Raw genomic sequence first — 15,892 nt, forward strand, 5'->3', positions numbered from 1 at the left:
CATGTTGCCCGCACGTTAAGAAGCTGTCTCTCTTCCGCAACCAACGGACGTTGTGGTCCTTGTGGTCGCGACCTACCTTGTCGGCGTGACGAAGGTGCTGGTGGTCGACGACGACTTCATGGTGGCCAAGCTGCACTGCCGCTACGTCGCGGCGGTGCCGGGCTTCGACGTCGTGGGCGTCGCGCACACCGGCGCCGAGGCGCTGCGCGCCGCGGAGCGGCTGCGGCCGGACCTGCTGCTGCTCGACATCTTCCTGCCGGACATGGACGGGATCGCGGTGCTGCGCGAGCTGCGGGCGGCGGGCCTCTCGGCGGATGCACTGTTCATCACGGCGGCGCGGGACGTGGACACGATCCGCTCGGCGCTGCGCGCCGGTGCCCTGCACTACCTGATCAAGCCCTTCAACCAGGCGGCGCTGCAGGAGCAGCTGCGGCACGTGGCCTCCCTGCAGGGCCGTCTGGACGAGCTGGAGCGGGCGGGGGCCCGCCAGGAGGACGTGGACCAGATCTTCGGCGCGCGCCCGCGGGCCTCCCGCGAGCTCCCCAAGGGCCTGGCCGCGCCCACCGCCGACCTGGTCGACACCATCCTGCGGGCCCACCCGGAGGGCCTGTCGGCCACCGAGTGCGCGGAGGCGGGCTCGCTGTCCCGCGTGAGCGCCCGCCGCTATCTGGAGTACTTCGCGGAGACCGGCCGCGCCGAGATCACCCTGCGCTACGGCGGTACGGGCCGCCCGGAGCGCCGCTACCGGCGGCTGGGCTGAAGCTCCCCCGGGCGGACGGGTTCCTCAGGCGGCTCTTACCTCCGCCTTAACGCGGCCCTAAGACGGACCATCTCGCCCTCTGCCAGGGCTAGTTTGCTGGGCAACCCCCCCACCTCACCCTCGTGAAGGAGTTGTCCCCCCATGACCTCACGCCGTACCACCACCGTCTCCGCCGCCGTCGCCGCGCTGGTCCTGTCCGGACTCGCCACCGCGCCCGGCGCGTTCGCGCACGGGTCGATGACCGACCCGGTGAGCCGGGTCGCGGGCTGCTACGCGGAGGGGCCGGAGAGCCCGGACTCGGCGGCGTGCAAGGCGGCCGTGGCGGCGAGCGGGACGCAGGCGTTCTACGACTGGAACGGGGTGAACATCGCGAACGCGGCCGGGAAGCACCGGGAGCTGATCCCGGACGGGAAGCTCTGCAGCGCCGGGAACGAGAAGTACCGGGGCCTCGACCTCGCCCGCACCGACTGGCCGGCGAGTCCGATGAACTCCGGTGCGCACACCTTCCGTTACAAGGGCACCGCGCCGCACAAGGGGTCCTTCGAGCTGTACGTGACGAAGGACGGCTACGACCCGTCGAAGCCGCTGAAGTGGTCGGACCTGGAGGCGAAGCCGTTCGCCACGGTGACCGACCCGGGCATGCAGAACGGTGACTACGTGTTCACCGGCACCGTGCCGGAGAAGTCGGGCCGCCACCTGATCTACTCGATCTGGCAGCGCTCCGACTCCCCCGAGGCCTTCTACACCTGCTCCGACGTGGTGTTCGGGAAGGACAACGGCGGCGCCCCGGCGCCGGCGCCGAGCGCCCCCTCCGAGGAGCCCGCGCAGGCCGGGCACGGCGGGCACGGCGGGCACACCGCGCCGAGCACCCCCGCCCCGGGCACCACGGCGCCGGGCACCACCGCCCCGAGCAGCACCGCGGCCCCCGGCAGCGACGCCGCCCCGGGCTCCGCGGCTCCCGCGCCCGCCGCCCACGGCTCCGGCGAGGAGCTCGCCGAGACCGGTGGCGACGGCGCCACCGCGTACCTCGCGACGGGCGGCGCCGCCGTCCTGGGTCTGGGTGCGATCGTGCTCTTCGCGACCGCCCGCCGCAGGTCGTCCCGCTAGCCGACGACCGACAGGCAGGTGGTCGGGGTCGCGTGGGCCGGGTCGAGGGCGTTGTTCACCTCGTGGAAGACGATCCGGTCCACCGTCGCGATCGCCACGTGCTCGGACAGGTCGAGCGCGCAGCGGTCCTGGAGCAGCACGTTGGTGACGTCGGGCCCGGACAGCCAGCCCGACTGGTACGGGGTGACGACCTCGTCGTACTTGGTGGCGATCACCGTGTACCGGACGCCGGGCACGGTGTCGCCGCCCTCGTTCAGCCTGGTGAGGAAGGCCGAGCCGGCGATCTGGTCGGCGAGCGCGGGGGTGTGGGTGCCGATCAGGTCCTCGGCGCCCGGGAAGTGCGGCAGGAGCTTGGTGAGCCCGTTGAGGGTGGTGCCGTGGTTGTCGGGGGCGATGCCGACGAGCGCGTTGACCTTGGCGGCGCCGCCGAGGAACCTGAGGTAGTGGCGCGGCATCATGCCGCCCTGCGAGTGGCCGACGAGGTCGACCTCCGCGGCCCCGGTCGAGGCGAGGACCCGGTCGACGTAGGCGGCGAGCTGACCGGCGGACTTGTCGATCGGGCCGAGGCCGTTGAAGAACGGCACGCCGGGCAGCTGGCCGTAGTCGAGCGAGAAGACGCAGTAGTCCCGGTTGACGAGGTAGGGCGCGAGGCCCAGCCAGTTGTCGACGGAGTTGCCGAAGGTGCCGTGGACGAGGACGACCGGGCGGGGGTGGGCGGCGGACGGCTTGCAGGTGAAGTCGTTCCAGCCACGGCTGGGGGCGGTGCCGGCCTGGGCGGCGGCGGTCGGTGCGAGGGTGGCGGCGGCGGTCAGGAGCAGTACGGACAGCGCTCTGACGGCCTGCTTCCAGGGCTTCCTGGGCAGCATCGGGCGATCTCCTTGCGGCTCAAGGGGAATGAGGGAGTGCTCTACGCCCTGCGGTCCGGACCACAAGTGGGGATGCGCTTTCCGCCAAGTTACGTACGGGTAGCCGCAGTGGGAAGTTACGCGTCGGTAAAAAGTCCCGTGTCGCCTACACCGTCGTGCTCACGCGGCCAGTGAGCCCGGCACGATCGCCCGCGGGCCGTACTTCGCCCGGGCCCGGTCCGCCACCTCCTCGATGCGGCGGGCCTTGTCGTCGGCCGGGTCGAAGGTGAGCTGGTGGGCGGCGCCCTCGGCGGGGGCCAGGCCCTCGGCGCGCAGCGTGATGCCCCGGACCCGGGCGCGCTGGAGGCCGAAGGAGGCGTGGATCGCGTACGCGAGCGCGGTGAGGTCCGCGGAGTGGGCGGTGGGTTCGCGCAGCGTGCGGGTGCGGCTCGACGTGGTGCGGTCCGCGTAGCGCACGGTCACGGTCAGGGAGCGGCACACCTGGCCCTCCGTCCGCATCCGGGCGCCCAGTTCGCCGGTGAGCGAGAGCAGCGCCCTGCGGTGCTCCGCGGGGTTCAGTTCGTCGTGCGGGAAGGAGCGTTCGGCCGCGACGGACCGGGAGACCTCGCCGGGGACGACGGGGGTGCGGTCGATGCCGCGGGCTCGTTCCCACAGCTCGCGGCCGGCCTTGGCGCCGACCAGGCGCTGCAGCACGGCGAGCGGCGCGTCCGCGACCCGGCCGACGGAGTCGAGGCCGTAGCCGCAGAGGGTACGGGCGGTGGCGCGGCCCACTCCGTCGAGGGCGGCGACCGGCCGGTCCCGCAGGAAGGCCTCCGGGTCCTCGACGACCACGGTGGCGCCGGGCCGGGCCTCGCGGGCCGCCATCCGGGCGAGCATCGGGTTGGGGCCGGCGCCGATGACGCAGTCGATCCCGTACAGGGCGAGCGCCCTGACCCGGATCACCGAGGCGAGTTCGGCCGGGCTCCAGCCGAAGTAGCGCAGCGCGCCGCGCACGTCGGCGAGCGCCTCGGCGGGCGGGGCCGCCTCGACGACCGGGGTGAACTCGCCGAGCAGGTCGAGCAGCTGAGGGAGCATCACCTCCCACAGGGGCTCCAGTCGGAACCGTACGCAAAGGATCATCCCGCGCTCCCCGGACTGCTGTGCCACAGCTTCCGCGACGGTGTCGCGGCGCCTTCCCCGGCCGGCTGGAGGTCGGCCCAGGGGTTCATCGTGTAGCCGGTGGGCAGGGTGATCCGCCGGCCGGTGTCGCCGGCCTCCTCGGCGGGGGTCTGCCCGGGCTGCTCGGAGAGCCGTTCGCCCACCGCCTCCAGGCCGCCGCTCGCCCGCAGTTCGGCGAGCTCGGCGAGGTTCCAGGCGGCGGCGCCGACCACGCTGAGGCTGCGCGGGCCGCGCCGCTGCACCACACCGCGGACGAGCAGCAGCCAGGAGTGGAAGACGGTGTGGGCGCAGCGCTCGTGGGAGTCGTCGAAGAAGGCGAGGTCGACCAGGCCGGTGCCGTCGTCGAGGGTGGTGAAGATGACCCGCTTGCCGGAGCGGATCGGCGGGGTCTGGGTGGCCGCCTTGGCGCCGGCGACCAGGACGACCTGGCCGTGCGCGGCCGAGCGCAGCCGGCGGGCGGAGATCACGCCGAGTTCGCGCAGGAAGGCCTGGTGGTCGCCCATGAGATGGCGGGAGGCGTCCATGCCGAGGATGCCGAGTTCGGCGCTGAGCCGTTCGCTCTCGTCGAGGTCGGGCAGGCCGACGGGGGCGGTCTTGCGGCCCTGCGCGAGCGGGAGCTGTCCGCCGTAGGAGGCGGCGCCCCGCTGGGTGCGGTGGAGTTCGGTGAGGTGCAGCAGCAGGTCGCGGCGGTTGGCGCCGAACGCGTCCAGCGCGCCGACCTGGGCGAGCCGTTCGGCGACGGGCTTGCGCGGGCGGGCCCGCTCCCAGAAGTCGAGCAGGGAGGCGTAGGGCTGTCCGGCCTCGATGCGGGCGCTCTCGGCCTCGCTGATGCCGTGGACGTCGGCGAGACCGAGCCGGAGGCCCCACTTCTCCGAGCCGTCATCGGACACCAGTTCGATGCGATGGGCGGCCGCCGACCGGTTCACGTCGAGCGGCAGCACGGGCACCCCGCGCCGCCGGGCGTCCGCGAGCAGCAGCCGCTTCGGGTACATGCCGGGGTCGTGGGTGAGCAGCCCGGCGTAGAAGGCGGCCGGGTGGTGCGCCTTGAGCCAGGCCGACTGGTAGGTCGGCACGGCGAAGGCCACCGCGTGCGCCTTGCAGAAGCCGTACGAGCCGAAGGCCTCGACGATCTCCCAGGTACGGGCGACGACCTCGTCCTCGTAGCCCTTCCGCCGCGCCCGCTCGGCGAACCAGCTCCTGATCCTGCCCTGCGACTCGGGGTGGGACAGGCCGCGGCGCACCTGGTCGGCCTCGTCGCGGCCGCAGCCGGTCATGATGCTCACGATCTCGATGATCTGCTCGTGGAAGACGACGACGCCGTACGTCTCCTTCAGCGCGCCCTCCAGGTCGGGGTGCGGGTAGCGGACCGGCGCGCGGCCGTGCCGGGCCGCGATGAACGGGCGGACCATGTCGGCGGCGACCGGACCCGGGCGGAAGAGCGAGATGTCGACGACCAGGTCGTGGAAGTTCTCCGGCTGGAGCCGGCCCACCAGGTCGCGCTGGCCCGGCGACTCGATCTGGAAGCAGCCCAGGGTCTCGGTGGAGCGGATCAGCCGGTACGTGTCGGGGTCGCCGGGCGGGACCGCGTCGACGTCCGGCCGGGTGCCGGTGACCCGCTCGACCTCGGCGGCCGCGTGCGCCATCGCCGACTGCATCCGCACGCCGAGGACGTCGAGCTTGAGCAGACCGAGGTCCTCCACGTCGTCCTTGTCGAACTGCGACATGGGCAGCCCCTCGCCGCTGGTCGGCACGACGGGGGTACGGGTGAGCAGCGAGGCGTCCGAGAGGAGCACGCCGCAGGGGTGCATGGCGACGCCGCGGGGCAGCGCGTCCAGCGCCTCGACCAGCTCCCAGAAGCGCTCGCGCCCTTCCGTCTCCGCCTTCAGCCCGCGCAGTTCGGGCAGTTCGTCCAGGGCGGCGCGGGCGTCCCGGGCGCGGATGTGCGGGAAGGCCTTGGCGATCCGGTCGGTCTCGGCCGGGTCCATGGACAGGGCGGCGCCCACGTCGCGCACCGCGTGGCGGACCCGGTAGGTCTCGGGCATGGCGACGGTGACGACCCGCTCGGCGCCGAAGCGGCCGAGGATCGCCCGGTAGACCTCGATGCGGCGGGCGGACTCCACGTCGATGTCGATGTCGGGCAGGGCGGTGCGGCGCTTGGACAGGAAGCGCTCCATCAGCAGGCCGTGCTCGACCGGGTCGGCGTGGGCGATGCCGAGGAGGTGGTTGACGAGGGAGCCGGCGCCGGAGCCGCGGGCGGCGACCCGGATGCCCATCTGCCGTACGTCGTCCACGACCTGGGCCACCGTCAGGAAGTAGCTGGCGAAGCCGTGGTGGGCGATGATGTCCAGCTCCCGGTACATCCGGTCCCAGTAGGCACGCCGGTCGGGGCGCCGGTCGTAGCCCTTGAGGACCATGCCGGCGGCGGCCCGGGAGGCCAGCACGCGCTGGGCGGTGCGGTGGGCGGCGCCGACCAGGTACGGCTCGGGGAAGTGCGCGGAGCCCATGCCGAGGTCGTCCTCGGGGTCGACGAGACAGGCCGCGGCGACGGACTCGGTCCGCTCCAGGAGGCGGTGGGCGGCGTCCCGGCGGAAGCCCGCGGCCTCCACCACCTGCTCGGCCGTGGCCAGCATGTCGCCGGGGCCCTTGAGCCAGGCCTCGCCGCTGTCGAGCCCGGCGCGCGGGTCGACCGGGACGAGCCGGCGGGCCGAGTCGAGCACGTCGGCGACCGGGCCCTGGCCGGGGTCGGCGTACCGCACCTCGTTGCCGAGCACGGGCCGGACGCCCTGCTCGGCGGCGAAGCCGACGGTGCGGGCGGCGAGCCGCAGGGAGCCGGGGCCGGTGCCGGAGCGCCCGTGGTGCACGACCTCCAGGCACAGGGCGTCGCCGTACCGCTCCCGCCAGGGCACGAGCAGCCGCGCGGCCCGGTCGGGGCGGCCCGCGGCGAGGGCCCGCCCGACGTCGGAGCCGGTGCCGAGCAGCACGAAGAGGTCCTCGCCCCGGTTGGCCGCCCAGGGCAGCACGGGCGGCCCCTCGCCCGCGTGGGCGTGGGCGGCGGTGACGAGCGCGCAGAGCTCGGCCCAGCCGGCCCGGGACCGGGCGAGGAAGACGGCACGGGGTGCGGACTCGTCGACGAAGGCGCCGCCGCGCACGGGCGCGCGCCGCGCGGAGGTGGCCCCGCCCGTGCGGGTGCCGTCGGCGCCCGCGCCGTGCGGAGGGACGGCGGTCAGGAACGGCTCACAGGCGAGGTCCACGCCGAAGAGCGGGCGGACGCCCGCCTTCTCGCAGGCCTTGGCGAAGCGGACCACGCCCGCGACCGTGTCGCGGTCGGTCAGGGCGAGGGAGTCCATGCCGCGCTCGGCGGCGCGCTCGGCCAGCCGGGCGGGATGCGAGGCGCCGTGGCGCAGGGAGAAGCCCGACGCGGTGTGCAGATGCGTGAACCCCGGCATGCGCCGCCTCACCTCCCACAGCAAAATCGTACATACGTTCCCACCCCCTCACTCTCACCATAGCTCATTTTCGAACGCTCGTACGATAAGCGGGACCGGCGAGACCCTCTCAGCCATTCAGCCCCTTCCCACCTGCGGAAACGCCGTCCGCCCCGGAGCGTGGGGGCATGAGTCTCGTCGACGAACTGAAGAGCGCCGTCACTCCCCGAGCAGCCCTGCTGGTCATCGGCGTCTTCGCGCTCCAGATGCTGTTCATCACCTCGTACGTCGGGGCCCTGCACAGTCCGAAACCGACGGACGTGCCCTTCGGCGTGGTCGCCCCGCAGCAGGTCTCCACCGTCCTCATGGACCGGCTGGAGAAGCTGCCCGGTGATCCGCTCGATCCGCGCACGGTCGCGGACGCGGACGCGGCACGGGACCAGATCTTGAACCGGGACATCGACGGGGCGCTGATCGTCGACCCGAGGGGCCGCACCGACACCCTGCTCGTCGCCTCCGGCGGCGGCACCGTGCTCTCCTCCACGCTCGAGAAGATGTTCACCCAGGTGGAGGCGGCCAACCAGCGCACCATCCGGACCGTCGACGTCGCTCCCGCCTCCCCCGAGGACTTCGACGGCCTCTCCGCCTTCTACCTGGTCGTCGGCTGGTGCGTCGGCGGCTACATCTGCGCCGCGATCCTGGCGATCAGCGCCGGCTCCCGGCCCGCCAACCGGGAGCGGGCGGTCGTCCGGCTCGGGACGCTCGCGCTCTACTCGGTCCTCAGCGGCCTCGGCGGCGCGGTCGTCGTCGGCCCGATCCTCGGCGCCCTGCCCGGCAGCGTCGCCGCCCTGTGGGGCCTCGGCACCCTGGTGGTGTTCGCGGTCGGCGCGGCCACCCTCGCCCTGCAGTCCGTCTTCGGGATCGTCGGCATCGGCCTGGCGATCCTGCTCATCGTGGTCGCCGGCAACCCGAGCGCGGGCGGCGCCTTCCCGCTGCCGATGCTGCCGCCGTTCTGGAAGGCGATCGGCCCGGCCCTGCCCCCGGGCGCCGGCACCTGGGCGGCACGCTCGATCGCGTACTTCAAGGGCAACGACATGACCGCCTCGATGCTGGTCCTGTCGGCCTGGGCGGTCGTCGGCTCCGCCGTCACGCTGGTGATGGCCTCGCTGAGGCCGAAGCAGCCGGAGGCCGAGCCGGTCGCCGCGGAGCTGGGCGAGGTCAGGGCCTGAGCCGCCCTTCGTGAAGGAACCCACAAGATCTTGGAGGGGAATGCCCCCGGCGCGTCCGCCGGGGGCATTCCCCGTCTCGCCGGAGCGGTCTAGTAGACGCTGACGCCGTACGCGCTCAGCGCCTCCGTGACCGGCTGGAAGAACGTGGTGCCGCCGGTGGAGCAGTTGCCGCTGCCGCCGGAGGTGAGGCCGATGGCGCGGCTGCCGGAGTAGAGCGGGCCGCCGGAGTCGCCGGGCTCGGCGCAGACGTTGGTCCGGATCATGCCGTAGACGATGTCGCCGCCGCCGTAGTTCACCGTGGCGTTGAGGCCGGTGACCGAGCCGCTGTGGATGCCGGTGGTGGAGCCGCGGCGGGTGACGGACATGCCGACGGTGGCGTTGGCGGCGCTGGTGATGTCGACGCTGCCCACCGAACCGGACTTGGTCACCGTGCTGTTGGTGTAGCGCACGATGCCGTAGTCGTTGTTGGGGAAGCTCGACCCGCTGGTGGAGCCGAGCACCGTGGTCCGGGAGGAGTTGGAGTACCAGGTGCCCGCGCCGTCGGTGCAGTGACCGGCGGTCAGGAAGTAGTAGTTCCCCGCGCTGTCCTTGACGTTGAAGCCGAGGGAGCAGCGCCAGCTGCTGGCGTAGATGGCGTCGCCGCCGGAGATCAGCTTGTTGAACTTGCCCGGGGTGCGCTCGATGCGCAGCGCGCCCGCGTTGGCTCCGGCCTGGCGCTTGATCTTGGCGATCTCCGCCTGCGAGACGGTGGAGTCGACGGTGACGACCACCTTGCCGGTGGCGGCGTCGGTGTGCCAGGCGGTGCCCGCCACGTCGGCGGCGAGGACGGCGTCACTCGCGGCGGCGAGCTGGGTGGCGCCGAAGGTCTGCGCGGAGTCGGCGTTCGCGGTGGGGACGGCGAGCGCCGCGGCGGCGACCAGACCGGTCGCGACGGCGACCATCCGGACGGTGCCGGTGTTTCTCGTGGGGGTGGTGCGCTTGATCCTCACTTCTCGTTCCTCCAGAGGGGAATGGGGGGCCCGCAGTGGGGTGTCGGACCCGTGAGGCGCGGCCTTGGGGGGCCGGCGCTGTGGGTGAGTCTCCGGCCGCACGACTTCGGGCCGCAAGGGCGGCTTTCGGTCGTGCGGCCTTCAACTGACCAGCCAGGTGCGGAAGTTGGACCCTTAGAGCAGGCTCACCCGGTACTTGGCGAGCGCCTCGGGCACCGGCTGGTAGAACGTGGTGCCGCCGGTCGAGCAGTTGCCACTGCCGCCGGAGGTGATGCCGAGCGCCTTGGTGCCGTCGTAGAGGGCACCGCCCGAGTCGCCGGGCTCGGCGCAGACGTTGGTCTGGATCATGCCACGCACGGTGCCGCCGCCGGAGTAGTGGACGGTGGCGTCCAGGCCGGTGACGGTGCCGCTGCGGGTGCCGGTGGTCGAGCCGGAGCGCTTGACGGACTCGCCCACGTAGGCGTCGGCGGCGGTGAAGCCGCCGGTGCGGCTGAGCGAGGTGTTGTCGTAGCGGACCAGGGCGTAGTCGTTGCCCGGGAAGCTCGAACCGACCGTGGGGCCGATCAGCGTGGACTGGGCCGAGTTGGCGTACCAGGTCTTCACGACGTTGCCGCAGTGGCCGGCGGTCAGGAAGTACGGCGTGTTGCCGCTGACCACGTTGAAGCCGAGCGAACAGCGGTAGCCGCCGCCGTAGATGGCGTCGCCGGGGCCGAGCAGGGGCTTGAAGACCCCGGAGGTTCTCTCGACCCGCAGCGCCGCGGCGTCGGCTCCGGCCGCCTGGCGGATCTTGGCGATCCCGGCCTCGCCGACCGTGGAATCGACGGTGACGACGACCCGGCCGGCGGCCTTGTCGACGTACCAGGCGGTGCCGCCGACGTCCGCCTTCAGGACGGCGGCGTCGGCGCGGGCGAGCGCCTGGGCGCTCGCAGGTCCGGGAGTGGGGGCGGCCTGGGCGCCGGGAAGGCCGAGGGCGGTGGCCGCCGTGGCGGCGGCGACGACGGCGAGCAGTCGGATGCGCGTGGTCCTCACTGGTCTCCTTCGGGTCACACCGGAGGAACCCGCGGGTGGCGGGCCCATGAGGCATCGTCAGGTGACGTGTTCCTGACATGCACGCGAGCGATACTGGCCCACCGATCCGGAACGCACAAGACCGCCCACACACCCGCTCTACGCGCGTGGGCGGCACGTGCTCCCCTGAGCCCGCGCCGCCCGTGACCTACCCGCGGACCGCCCGCGACCTACCCGCGGACCGCCCGCCGCGGCCCTGACGGACCGCCCGTCGCCGCTCCGACGGACCGCCCCGCCGGGCCGGCCGTCAGGCGCCCGCCACCCGCCGCTCCCCCGCCGCGACCGCCGTGTCCAGCGTGTTGCCCGGCGGCGGGAACGGGCAGATGAAGTGTGCCGCGAACGCGCACGGCGGCAGCAGCGCCCGGTTGAAGTCCACCGTCACCGAACCGTCCGCCGCCGGGGCGGCCGGCCGCAGGAACCGGAAGCGGTAGCTGTCCCGGCCGCTGGTGGCGTCCGCGAAGACCGCCCACAGCGTGCCGTCGTCCTCCACCGCCACCTGGAGGCTGCGCTCGGCGCCGTCCAGGTCGAAGATCAGCTCGCCCGAGAGCCCGAGGCCGCGCTCCTTGCCGTCCGCGTTCTCCACCCGGACGTGCCGGTCCTCGCTGTACGGGCGGAAGACCCCCGGCCGCACCCACTTCTCGTCGTACGGCGTGGCCTCGATGCCCTGGAAGGCGCGCCGCGCCTGCGACTCCGGGTCGAAGTCCCGTACCGCCCACTCCCCCTCCCGGCGCAGCACGACGAGGCGCCGCCCCGCCGACTCGGCCCGGGACTCGTGGATCGGACCGTGGTCGGCGGTCAGCCGTACGGTGCCGATCAGCGGCTTGCCGTCGACCGTGACGGCGTCCTCCGCGCCCGCGCTGAGGACCACCTCGTCGCCGTCCGCCCGCCACTCACCCGGAACGGCCGGAATCCGCCCCTCCGGGAAGTCCGACAGCCAGTAGGTACCGGTCAGTGAGAGCGGCCCGTACGACGAGGCGACCGCCGCGGTCCGCTGCTCGTGCCAGTGCTGCCACTCCTGAGATGCATCCGTACTCATGGTGGGCACTTTTCCACAGGTCGGCTACCGGCACGGAGCAGACCGGGCGGACCGACACACAGACGTCACGTCAGGGCACCGCGGACCCACGGTGGCGCGGGCCCGACGGTCCGTCAGCAGCCGTCGCAGGGGCAGCAGCAGTCGCAGCCGTCGCAGTTGCAGTTGCCGCAGTCGCAGTCCCGGCAGCAGCCCTCGCGCTTCTTCCGCGACCAGGGGCCCTCGTACTCCTTGGCGCAGCAGATCTGGCACGTGCAGAACAGCCAGGTGAACATGGCGCAACCGGCCAGGAAGCCGCGGGGTTTCTTGGGCTGGTGCGGCCCGCCGGCGCCGAACTGCGGCGGCAGTCCGCCGGGGCCGCTCGGGCCGCCGGGTCCGGCGGGGCCCGCCGGACCCGCGCCGTGGGGGTGCCCGCCGCCGTACGGACCGCCGCCGTACGGACCGCCGCCGTACGGATTGCCGCCGCCGTGCGGGTTGTACGCGCCGTACGGCCCGGGCGCCCCGCCCTGCGCGGGCGGCGGCGCTCCGTGTGCGCACGTCGTCGTGCCGAAGGCCCGGTCGACGGAGTTGCGCAGCTCGTGCGCGAGGAGCACGTGGGCGAGGTGTCCGTCGGTGAACTCGGCGTCCTTCAGCGCGAGGCGGATGCCGTGCAGCGCGTCGTCGGCGAGCCGGCGGGCCTCCTCGCGGGAGGTGCCGGTCGCGGTGAGCGGGTTCCAGGCGCCGGACGCGTCGTCGGCGGCCTGGTCCTCGACGGCGTCCAGGAGGTGGGCGAGGCGGCCGAAGAGGCGGCCCGCCTCGGCGAGCGGTTCGGCGTTGCCCGGGCGGCCGGCGAGGACCGCGGTGTGCTCGAAGGCCGCCGCGGTCGCCGTCTCGGTCGGCTCGGTGACGACGAGCAGCGGCGTGCCGGGCCCGGCCAGGGCCTCCAGACCGGTCTGCCGGTCGACCGCGTCGACCAGGACGGCGGTGTCGAAGCCGAGTTCCCGGCCGGTGCGGGCGCCGGCCCGGTCCCAGGAGCGGGCGACCCGGCGGGCCGCGGCGGCGACCGGCCGGCGGGCCAGCAGGCCGTCGCGGTCGGCGACGTGGTCGCGGATCTTCGCGGAGGCGAGGACCAGGGAGACGGCGGCGGCGAGCCGCGCGCCCTCGCCGCGCGCGACGGGCGCGGTCCGCATGGCGCGCAGCGGGCAGGGGCCGGCGGTGCGGCGCCCGGCCTCGGTCAGGCCCGCCTGAGCCTCCGTCAGGACCGAGACGATCAGGCCGTCGTAGTTGGTGACGACCCGGGCGAACTGCCCGTGGTCGGCGCGCAGGGCCAGACAGAGGCCGCAGAGATGGGCCATCCACTCCACCTTGAGGCCTTCGGTGAGGCGGTGCGCGCAGGGCCTGACGATTCCGAACAAAGACACTCCCCCGTGGACCGGCGCGCGGGTCCGCGCGGCTGCGTCGGGCATCGTACCGAGGAGGACCGACGCGATCGGTTCACCCGTACGCCCTCGCCCTCACCCTTCTGGCCCGACTTTCATATTTTAAGTTGCACGCCCCGATCCGACCCTCCGTCAGCCCGGGCAAACCGCAAGGTCCCTGACGAATCGCCAGATTTCGAGCCTCACGTTCTGCACCAGTACCGTCACGAATCCCCTGCGCGCCGACTATCCACTTGGCGCGCGATCCGCATCATGGACGACGATAGGGATTGCGGAACCACGAGTGACCGCGCTGAAAGGAGGCGTCCATGGGATCGGTGCGCAAGGCCAGTGCCTGGCTGGGACTCGTCGAAGACAACGACGAGCGTTACTACGACGACGAGTACGCCGACGGTGCCGAGAGCAACGACGCCTGGGTGACGGACCCGCGGGTGCGGGTGGCGTCCGACACGGCGCAGGAGCATGGCCGTCGGATCGCGACCCTCTCGCCCGACGGGTTCCGGGACGCCCGGGGCATCGGCGAGCTGTTCCGGGACGGCGTCCCGGTGATCGTGAACCTGACCGCGATGGAGCCGAACGACGCCAAGCGCGTGGTCGACTTCTGCGCCGGTCTCGCCTTCGGTCTGCGCGGCTCGATCGAGCGGGTGGCGACCCGGGTCTTCCTGCTGACCCCGGCGGACACGGAGATCGTCAGCGGCGACCCCGGCGGCCGTTCGCAGGACGGTTTCTTCAACCAGAGCTGACACCGGCGCCCCGTCGGGGGCGTTCGTCCGGCCCGCCGGGACGTCAGTGTCCCTGCAGGCCCGAGCCGGCCGGCTCGGCGTGGCCCCGCGTGGCGGGGACCCGTACGGCATCCGCGGTCCCGCCCCCCGTTCGCGGCCCGCCGTCCGGGTCCGCCGGCCCACGGCCCACCGGCCCGCGGCCCGCCGCACCCGGCAGCTCGGCGCCGGCCCGTCCCCGGCCGGCCTGCTCCTCGGCGGTCCGGTCCACGGCCGTCCGGTCCTCGCCGGCCCGGTCGGCGTCCGGTGCCGCCGGGCACTCCATGACGCGCGGCAGCCGCAGCGCCATGAGCGCGCCGAGCAGCAGCAGTCCGGCGCTCACGAACAGGGTCACGTGCAGGCCGTTCACGAAGGCGTGCCGGGCCGCGTGGTGCAGTGCTTCGCCCGCCGGGCCGCCGAGCCGGTCGGCGACCTGGTAGGCCTCGCCGAGCGAGTTCGCGGCCGACCTGGCCACCTCGTCCGGCACTCCGGGCACCCCGCTGAGGCCGGGCGCGTACGCCGCGTTCATCACGCTGCCGAGCAGCGCGATGCCCATGCCGGCGCCCAGCTGGTACGAGGTCTCGCCGATCGCCGCGGCGCCGCCCGCGCTCTCCGGCGGGGCCTCGCTCAGCATCGACTCGTACGCCGAGAAGAGCGTGGTCTGCAGGCCGAAGCCGAGCAGCACGAAGCCGACGGTGAGCAGCAGCGGCCGGTCGTGCTGCCCCATGAGGACGAGCAGCAGCACCGCGGACGCGGTCAGCAGGAAGCCCCAGCCGACCATCCGGCGCGGGCCGAGCCGGCGCAGGGTGTACGAGCCGGTGGCGCCGGCGGCCATCGCGGCGAAGGTCAGCGGGAGCAGCCGGAGCCCGGTCTCCAGGGGGCTGAGGCCGAGGACCAGCTGGAGGTACTGGACGGCGATCAGTTCCAGGCCGACCAGCGCCAGCATGGCGAGCACGATGCAGCCGACCGAGGTGGTGAAGGGCGCCCGGGCGAACAGCCGCATGTCGATCAGCGGGTGCGCGCGCCGCTTCTGCCGCCGTACGAAGAGGACGAGCAGCGCGGCGCCGAGCAGCAGCGGGCCGAGCGTGGCCGGGTCCAGCGGCGGGTCGCCCGCGCCGAGCCGCTTGACGCCGAGGACGGCGCCGAGCACTCCGGCCGCGGCCATCAGCGCGCCGAGCACGTCCCAGGGGCCGTCGGAGCCGCCCCGCGACTCGGGCAGCAGCCAGCGCCCGACGGGCAGGATCAGCGCCATCAGCGGGATGTTGATCAGGAAGACCGAGCCCCACCAGAAGTGCTCGACCAGGAAGCCGCCGAGCACGGGCCCGGTGGCGGCGCCGACGGCGGCGACCGCCGTCCAGACGCCGATCGCGGTGGCCCGCTCGCGCCGGTCGGGGAAGACCGCGCGGAGGATGGACAGCGTGGCGGGCATGATCATCGCGCCGCCGACGCCGAGCAGGGCGCGGGCGGCGATCAGGACCTCGGGCACGGTGGCGAGCGCGGCGACCGCCGAGGCGACGCCGAACAGCGCGTAACCGAGCAGCAGCACCCGTCTGCGGCCGACCCGGTCGCCGAGCGTGCCGAAGAGGATCAGCAGCGCGGCGCAGATCAGCGGATAGGCGTCGACGATCCACAGCAGCGCGGTGGAGCTGGGCCTGAGGTCCTCGGTGAGCGAGGGGACGGCGACGTGCAGCACGGTCGCGTCGAGCGCGACCAGCAGCAGGCTGACGCAGAGGACGACGAGCACGACCCAGCGGTTGGCACCACCGCCGGCGGTTCGGAGACGTGCTCCGGCCGTGATCGTCCGTGCCATGTACGTACCTCCCAGTGAAGCCCTCGCGCTCGGCGGGCACCGGCCGGGGAGCGGCCCCGGGGCGGCCCGGCATCGACGGGCGAGTGAGCCGTCAGCGTACGCGAGTTCAAGGCCCGAGCGCGTGGTGCAGCTCTCACCCCGGCGGACCGCACGGTGTGGCGTACACCACTCCGGGCCCTGCGCGCGCCGCCTGGAATTCCTCCCGCGAAGCCGTTCCGGGAATTCCCCGGCGCCTCAAACAGAGTTCCGGAAACGTCCGTCGGGCAATAGG

Annotated in this window: 12 protein-coding genes; 4 read left to right on the forward strand and 8 right to left on the reverse strand. The window is 73.7% G+C overall.

Annotated features, from left to right (window positions below; all coding sequences use genetic code 11):
• Positions 1–85: 85 nt before the first annotated feature.
• Positions 86–760, forward strand: coding sequence for a response regulator (locus ACFVGS_RS23670; RefSeq protein ID WP_384416339.1), 675 nt, complete (start codon positions 86–88; stop codon positions 758–760).
• 141 nt (positions 761–901) lie between these two features.
• Positions 902–1,867, forward strand: coding sequence for a lytic polysaccharide monooxygenase (locus ACFVGS_RS23675; protein ID WP_384416342.1), 966 nt, complete (start codon positions 902–904; stop codon positions 1,865–1,867).
• On the opposite strand, the gene ACFVGS_RS23680 is transcribed toward ACFVGS_RS23675, so the two are convergent.
• From ACFVGS_RS23680 to ACFVGS_RS23690, 3 genes are all read right to left on the reverse strand, one after another.
• On the reverse strand, positions 1,864–2,733 hold the full coding sequence (locus ACFVGS_RS23680; protein ID WP_384416344.1) for an esterase/lipase family protein: 870 nt from the start codon (positions 2,731–2,733) through the stop codon (positions 1,864–1,866). The two genes, ACFVGS_RS23675 and ACFVGS_RS23680, sit on opposite strands and share 4 nt — an antisense overlap.
• A 159-nt stretch (positions 2,734–2,892) precedes the next feature.
• Positions 2,893–3,852 (reverse strand): hypothetical protein, encoded by a 960-nt coding sequence (locus ACFVGS_RS23685; RefSeq protein ID WP_384416347.1) that lies wholly within the window; start codon positions 3,850–3,852, stop codon positions 2,893–2,895.
• Positions 3,849–7,337: a DNA polymerase III subunit alpha gene (locus ACFVGS_RS23690; RefSeq protein ID WP_385693584.1), complete on the reverse strand. Its 3,489-nt coding sequence runs from the start codon at positions 7,335–7,337 to the stop codon at positions 3,849–3,851. The genes ACFVGS_RS23685 and ACFVGS_RS23690 overlap by 4 nt, the downstream gene beginning before the upstream one ends.
• A 167-nt stretch (positions 7,338–7,504) precedes the next feature.
• Between ACFVGS_RS23690 and ACFVGS_RS23695 the strand changes: the two genes are divergently transcribed.
• Positions 7,505–8,545, forward strand: coding sequence for a DUF3533 domain-containing protein (locus ACFVGS_RS23695; protein ID WP_385693585.1), 1,041 nt, complete (start codon positions 7,505–7,507; stop codon positions 8,543–8,545).
• An 89-nt stretch (positions 8,546–8,634) separates the two neighbouring features.
• Here ACFVGS_RS23695 and ACFVGS_RS23700 read toward each other — a convergent pair whose 3' ends face one another.
• From ACFVGS_RS23700 to ACFVGS_RS23715, 4 genes are all read right to left on the reverse strand, one after another.
• The gene (locus ACFVGS_RS23700; RefSeq protein WP_384416355.1) at positions 8,635–9,534 is read right to left on the reverse strand and encodes a S1 family peptidase; all 900 of its coding nucleotides are present in this window, start codon (positions 9,532–9,534) and stop codon (positions 8,635–8,637) included.
• Positions 9,535–9,708: 174 nt separating this feature from the next.
• Positions 9,709–10,611, reverse strand: a complete 903-nt coding sequence (locus ACFVGS_RS23705) for a S1 family peptidase (protein ID WP_384416358.1) — start codon at positions 10,609–10,611, stop codon at positions 9,709–9,711.
• 238 nt (positions 10,612–10,849) lie between these two features.
• Positions 10,850–11,638: a DUF1684 domain-containing protein gene (locus tag ACFVGS_RS23710; RefSeq protein ID WP_385693586.1), complete on the reverse strand. Its 789-nt coding sequence runs from the start codon at positions 11,636–11,638 to the stop codon at positions 10,850–10,852.
• A 113-nt stretch (positions 11,639–11,751) separates the two neighbouring features.
• Positions 11,752–13,029, reverse strand: a complete 1,278-nt coding sequence (locus ACFVGS_RS23715; RefSeq protein ID WP_385693587.1) for a DUF5685 family protein — start codon at positions 13,027–13,029, stop codon at positions 11,752–11,754.
• Positions 13,030–13,361: 332 nt separating this feature from the next.
• On the opposite strand from ACFVGS_RS23715, the gene ACFVGS_RS23720 reads away from it, so the two are divergent.
• Positions 13,362–13,796, forward strand: a complete 435-nt coding sequence (locus ACFVGS_RS23720) for a cell division protein SepF (RefSeq protein ID WP_384416366.1) — start codon at positions 13,362–13,364, stop codon at positions 13,794–13,796.
• Between the two features lie 43 nt (positions 13,797–13,839).
• On the opposite strand, the gene ACFVGS_RS23725 is transcribed toward ACFVGS_RS23720, so the two are convergent.
• Positions 13,840–15,621: an MFS transporter gene (locus ACFVGS_RS23725; RefSeq protein WP_384416369.1), complete on the reverse strand. Its 1,782-nt coding sequence runs from the start codon at positions 15,619–15,621 to the stop codon at positions 13,840–13,842.
• Positions 15,622–15,892 lie beyond the last annotated feature (271 nt).

It is taken from the genome of Streptomyces sp. NPDC127114 (assembly GCF_042677525.1).
In the GTDB taxonomy this organism is placed as follows: domain Bacteria; phylum Actinomycetota; class Actinomycetes; order Streptomycetales; family Streptomycetaceae; genus Streptomyces.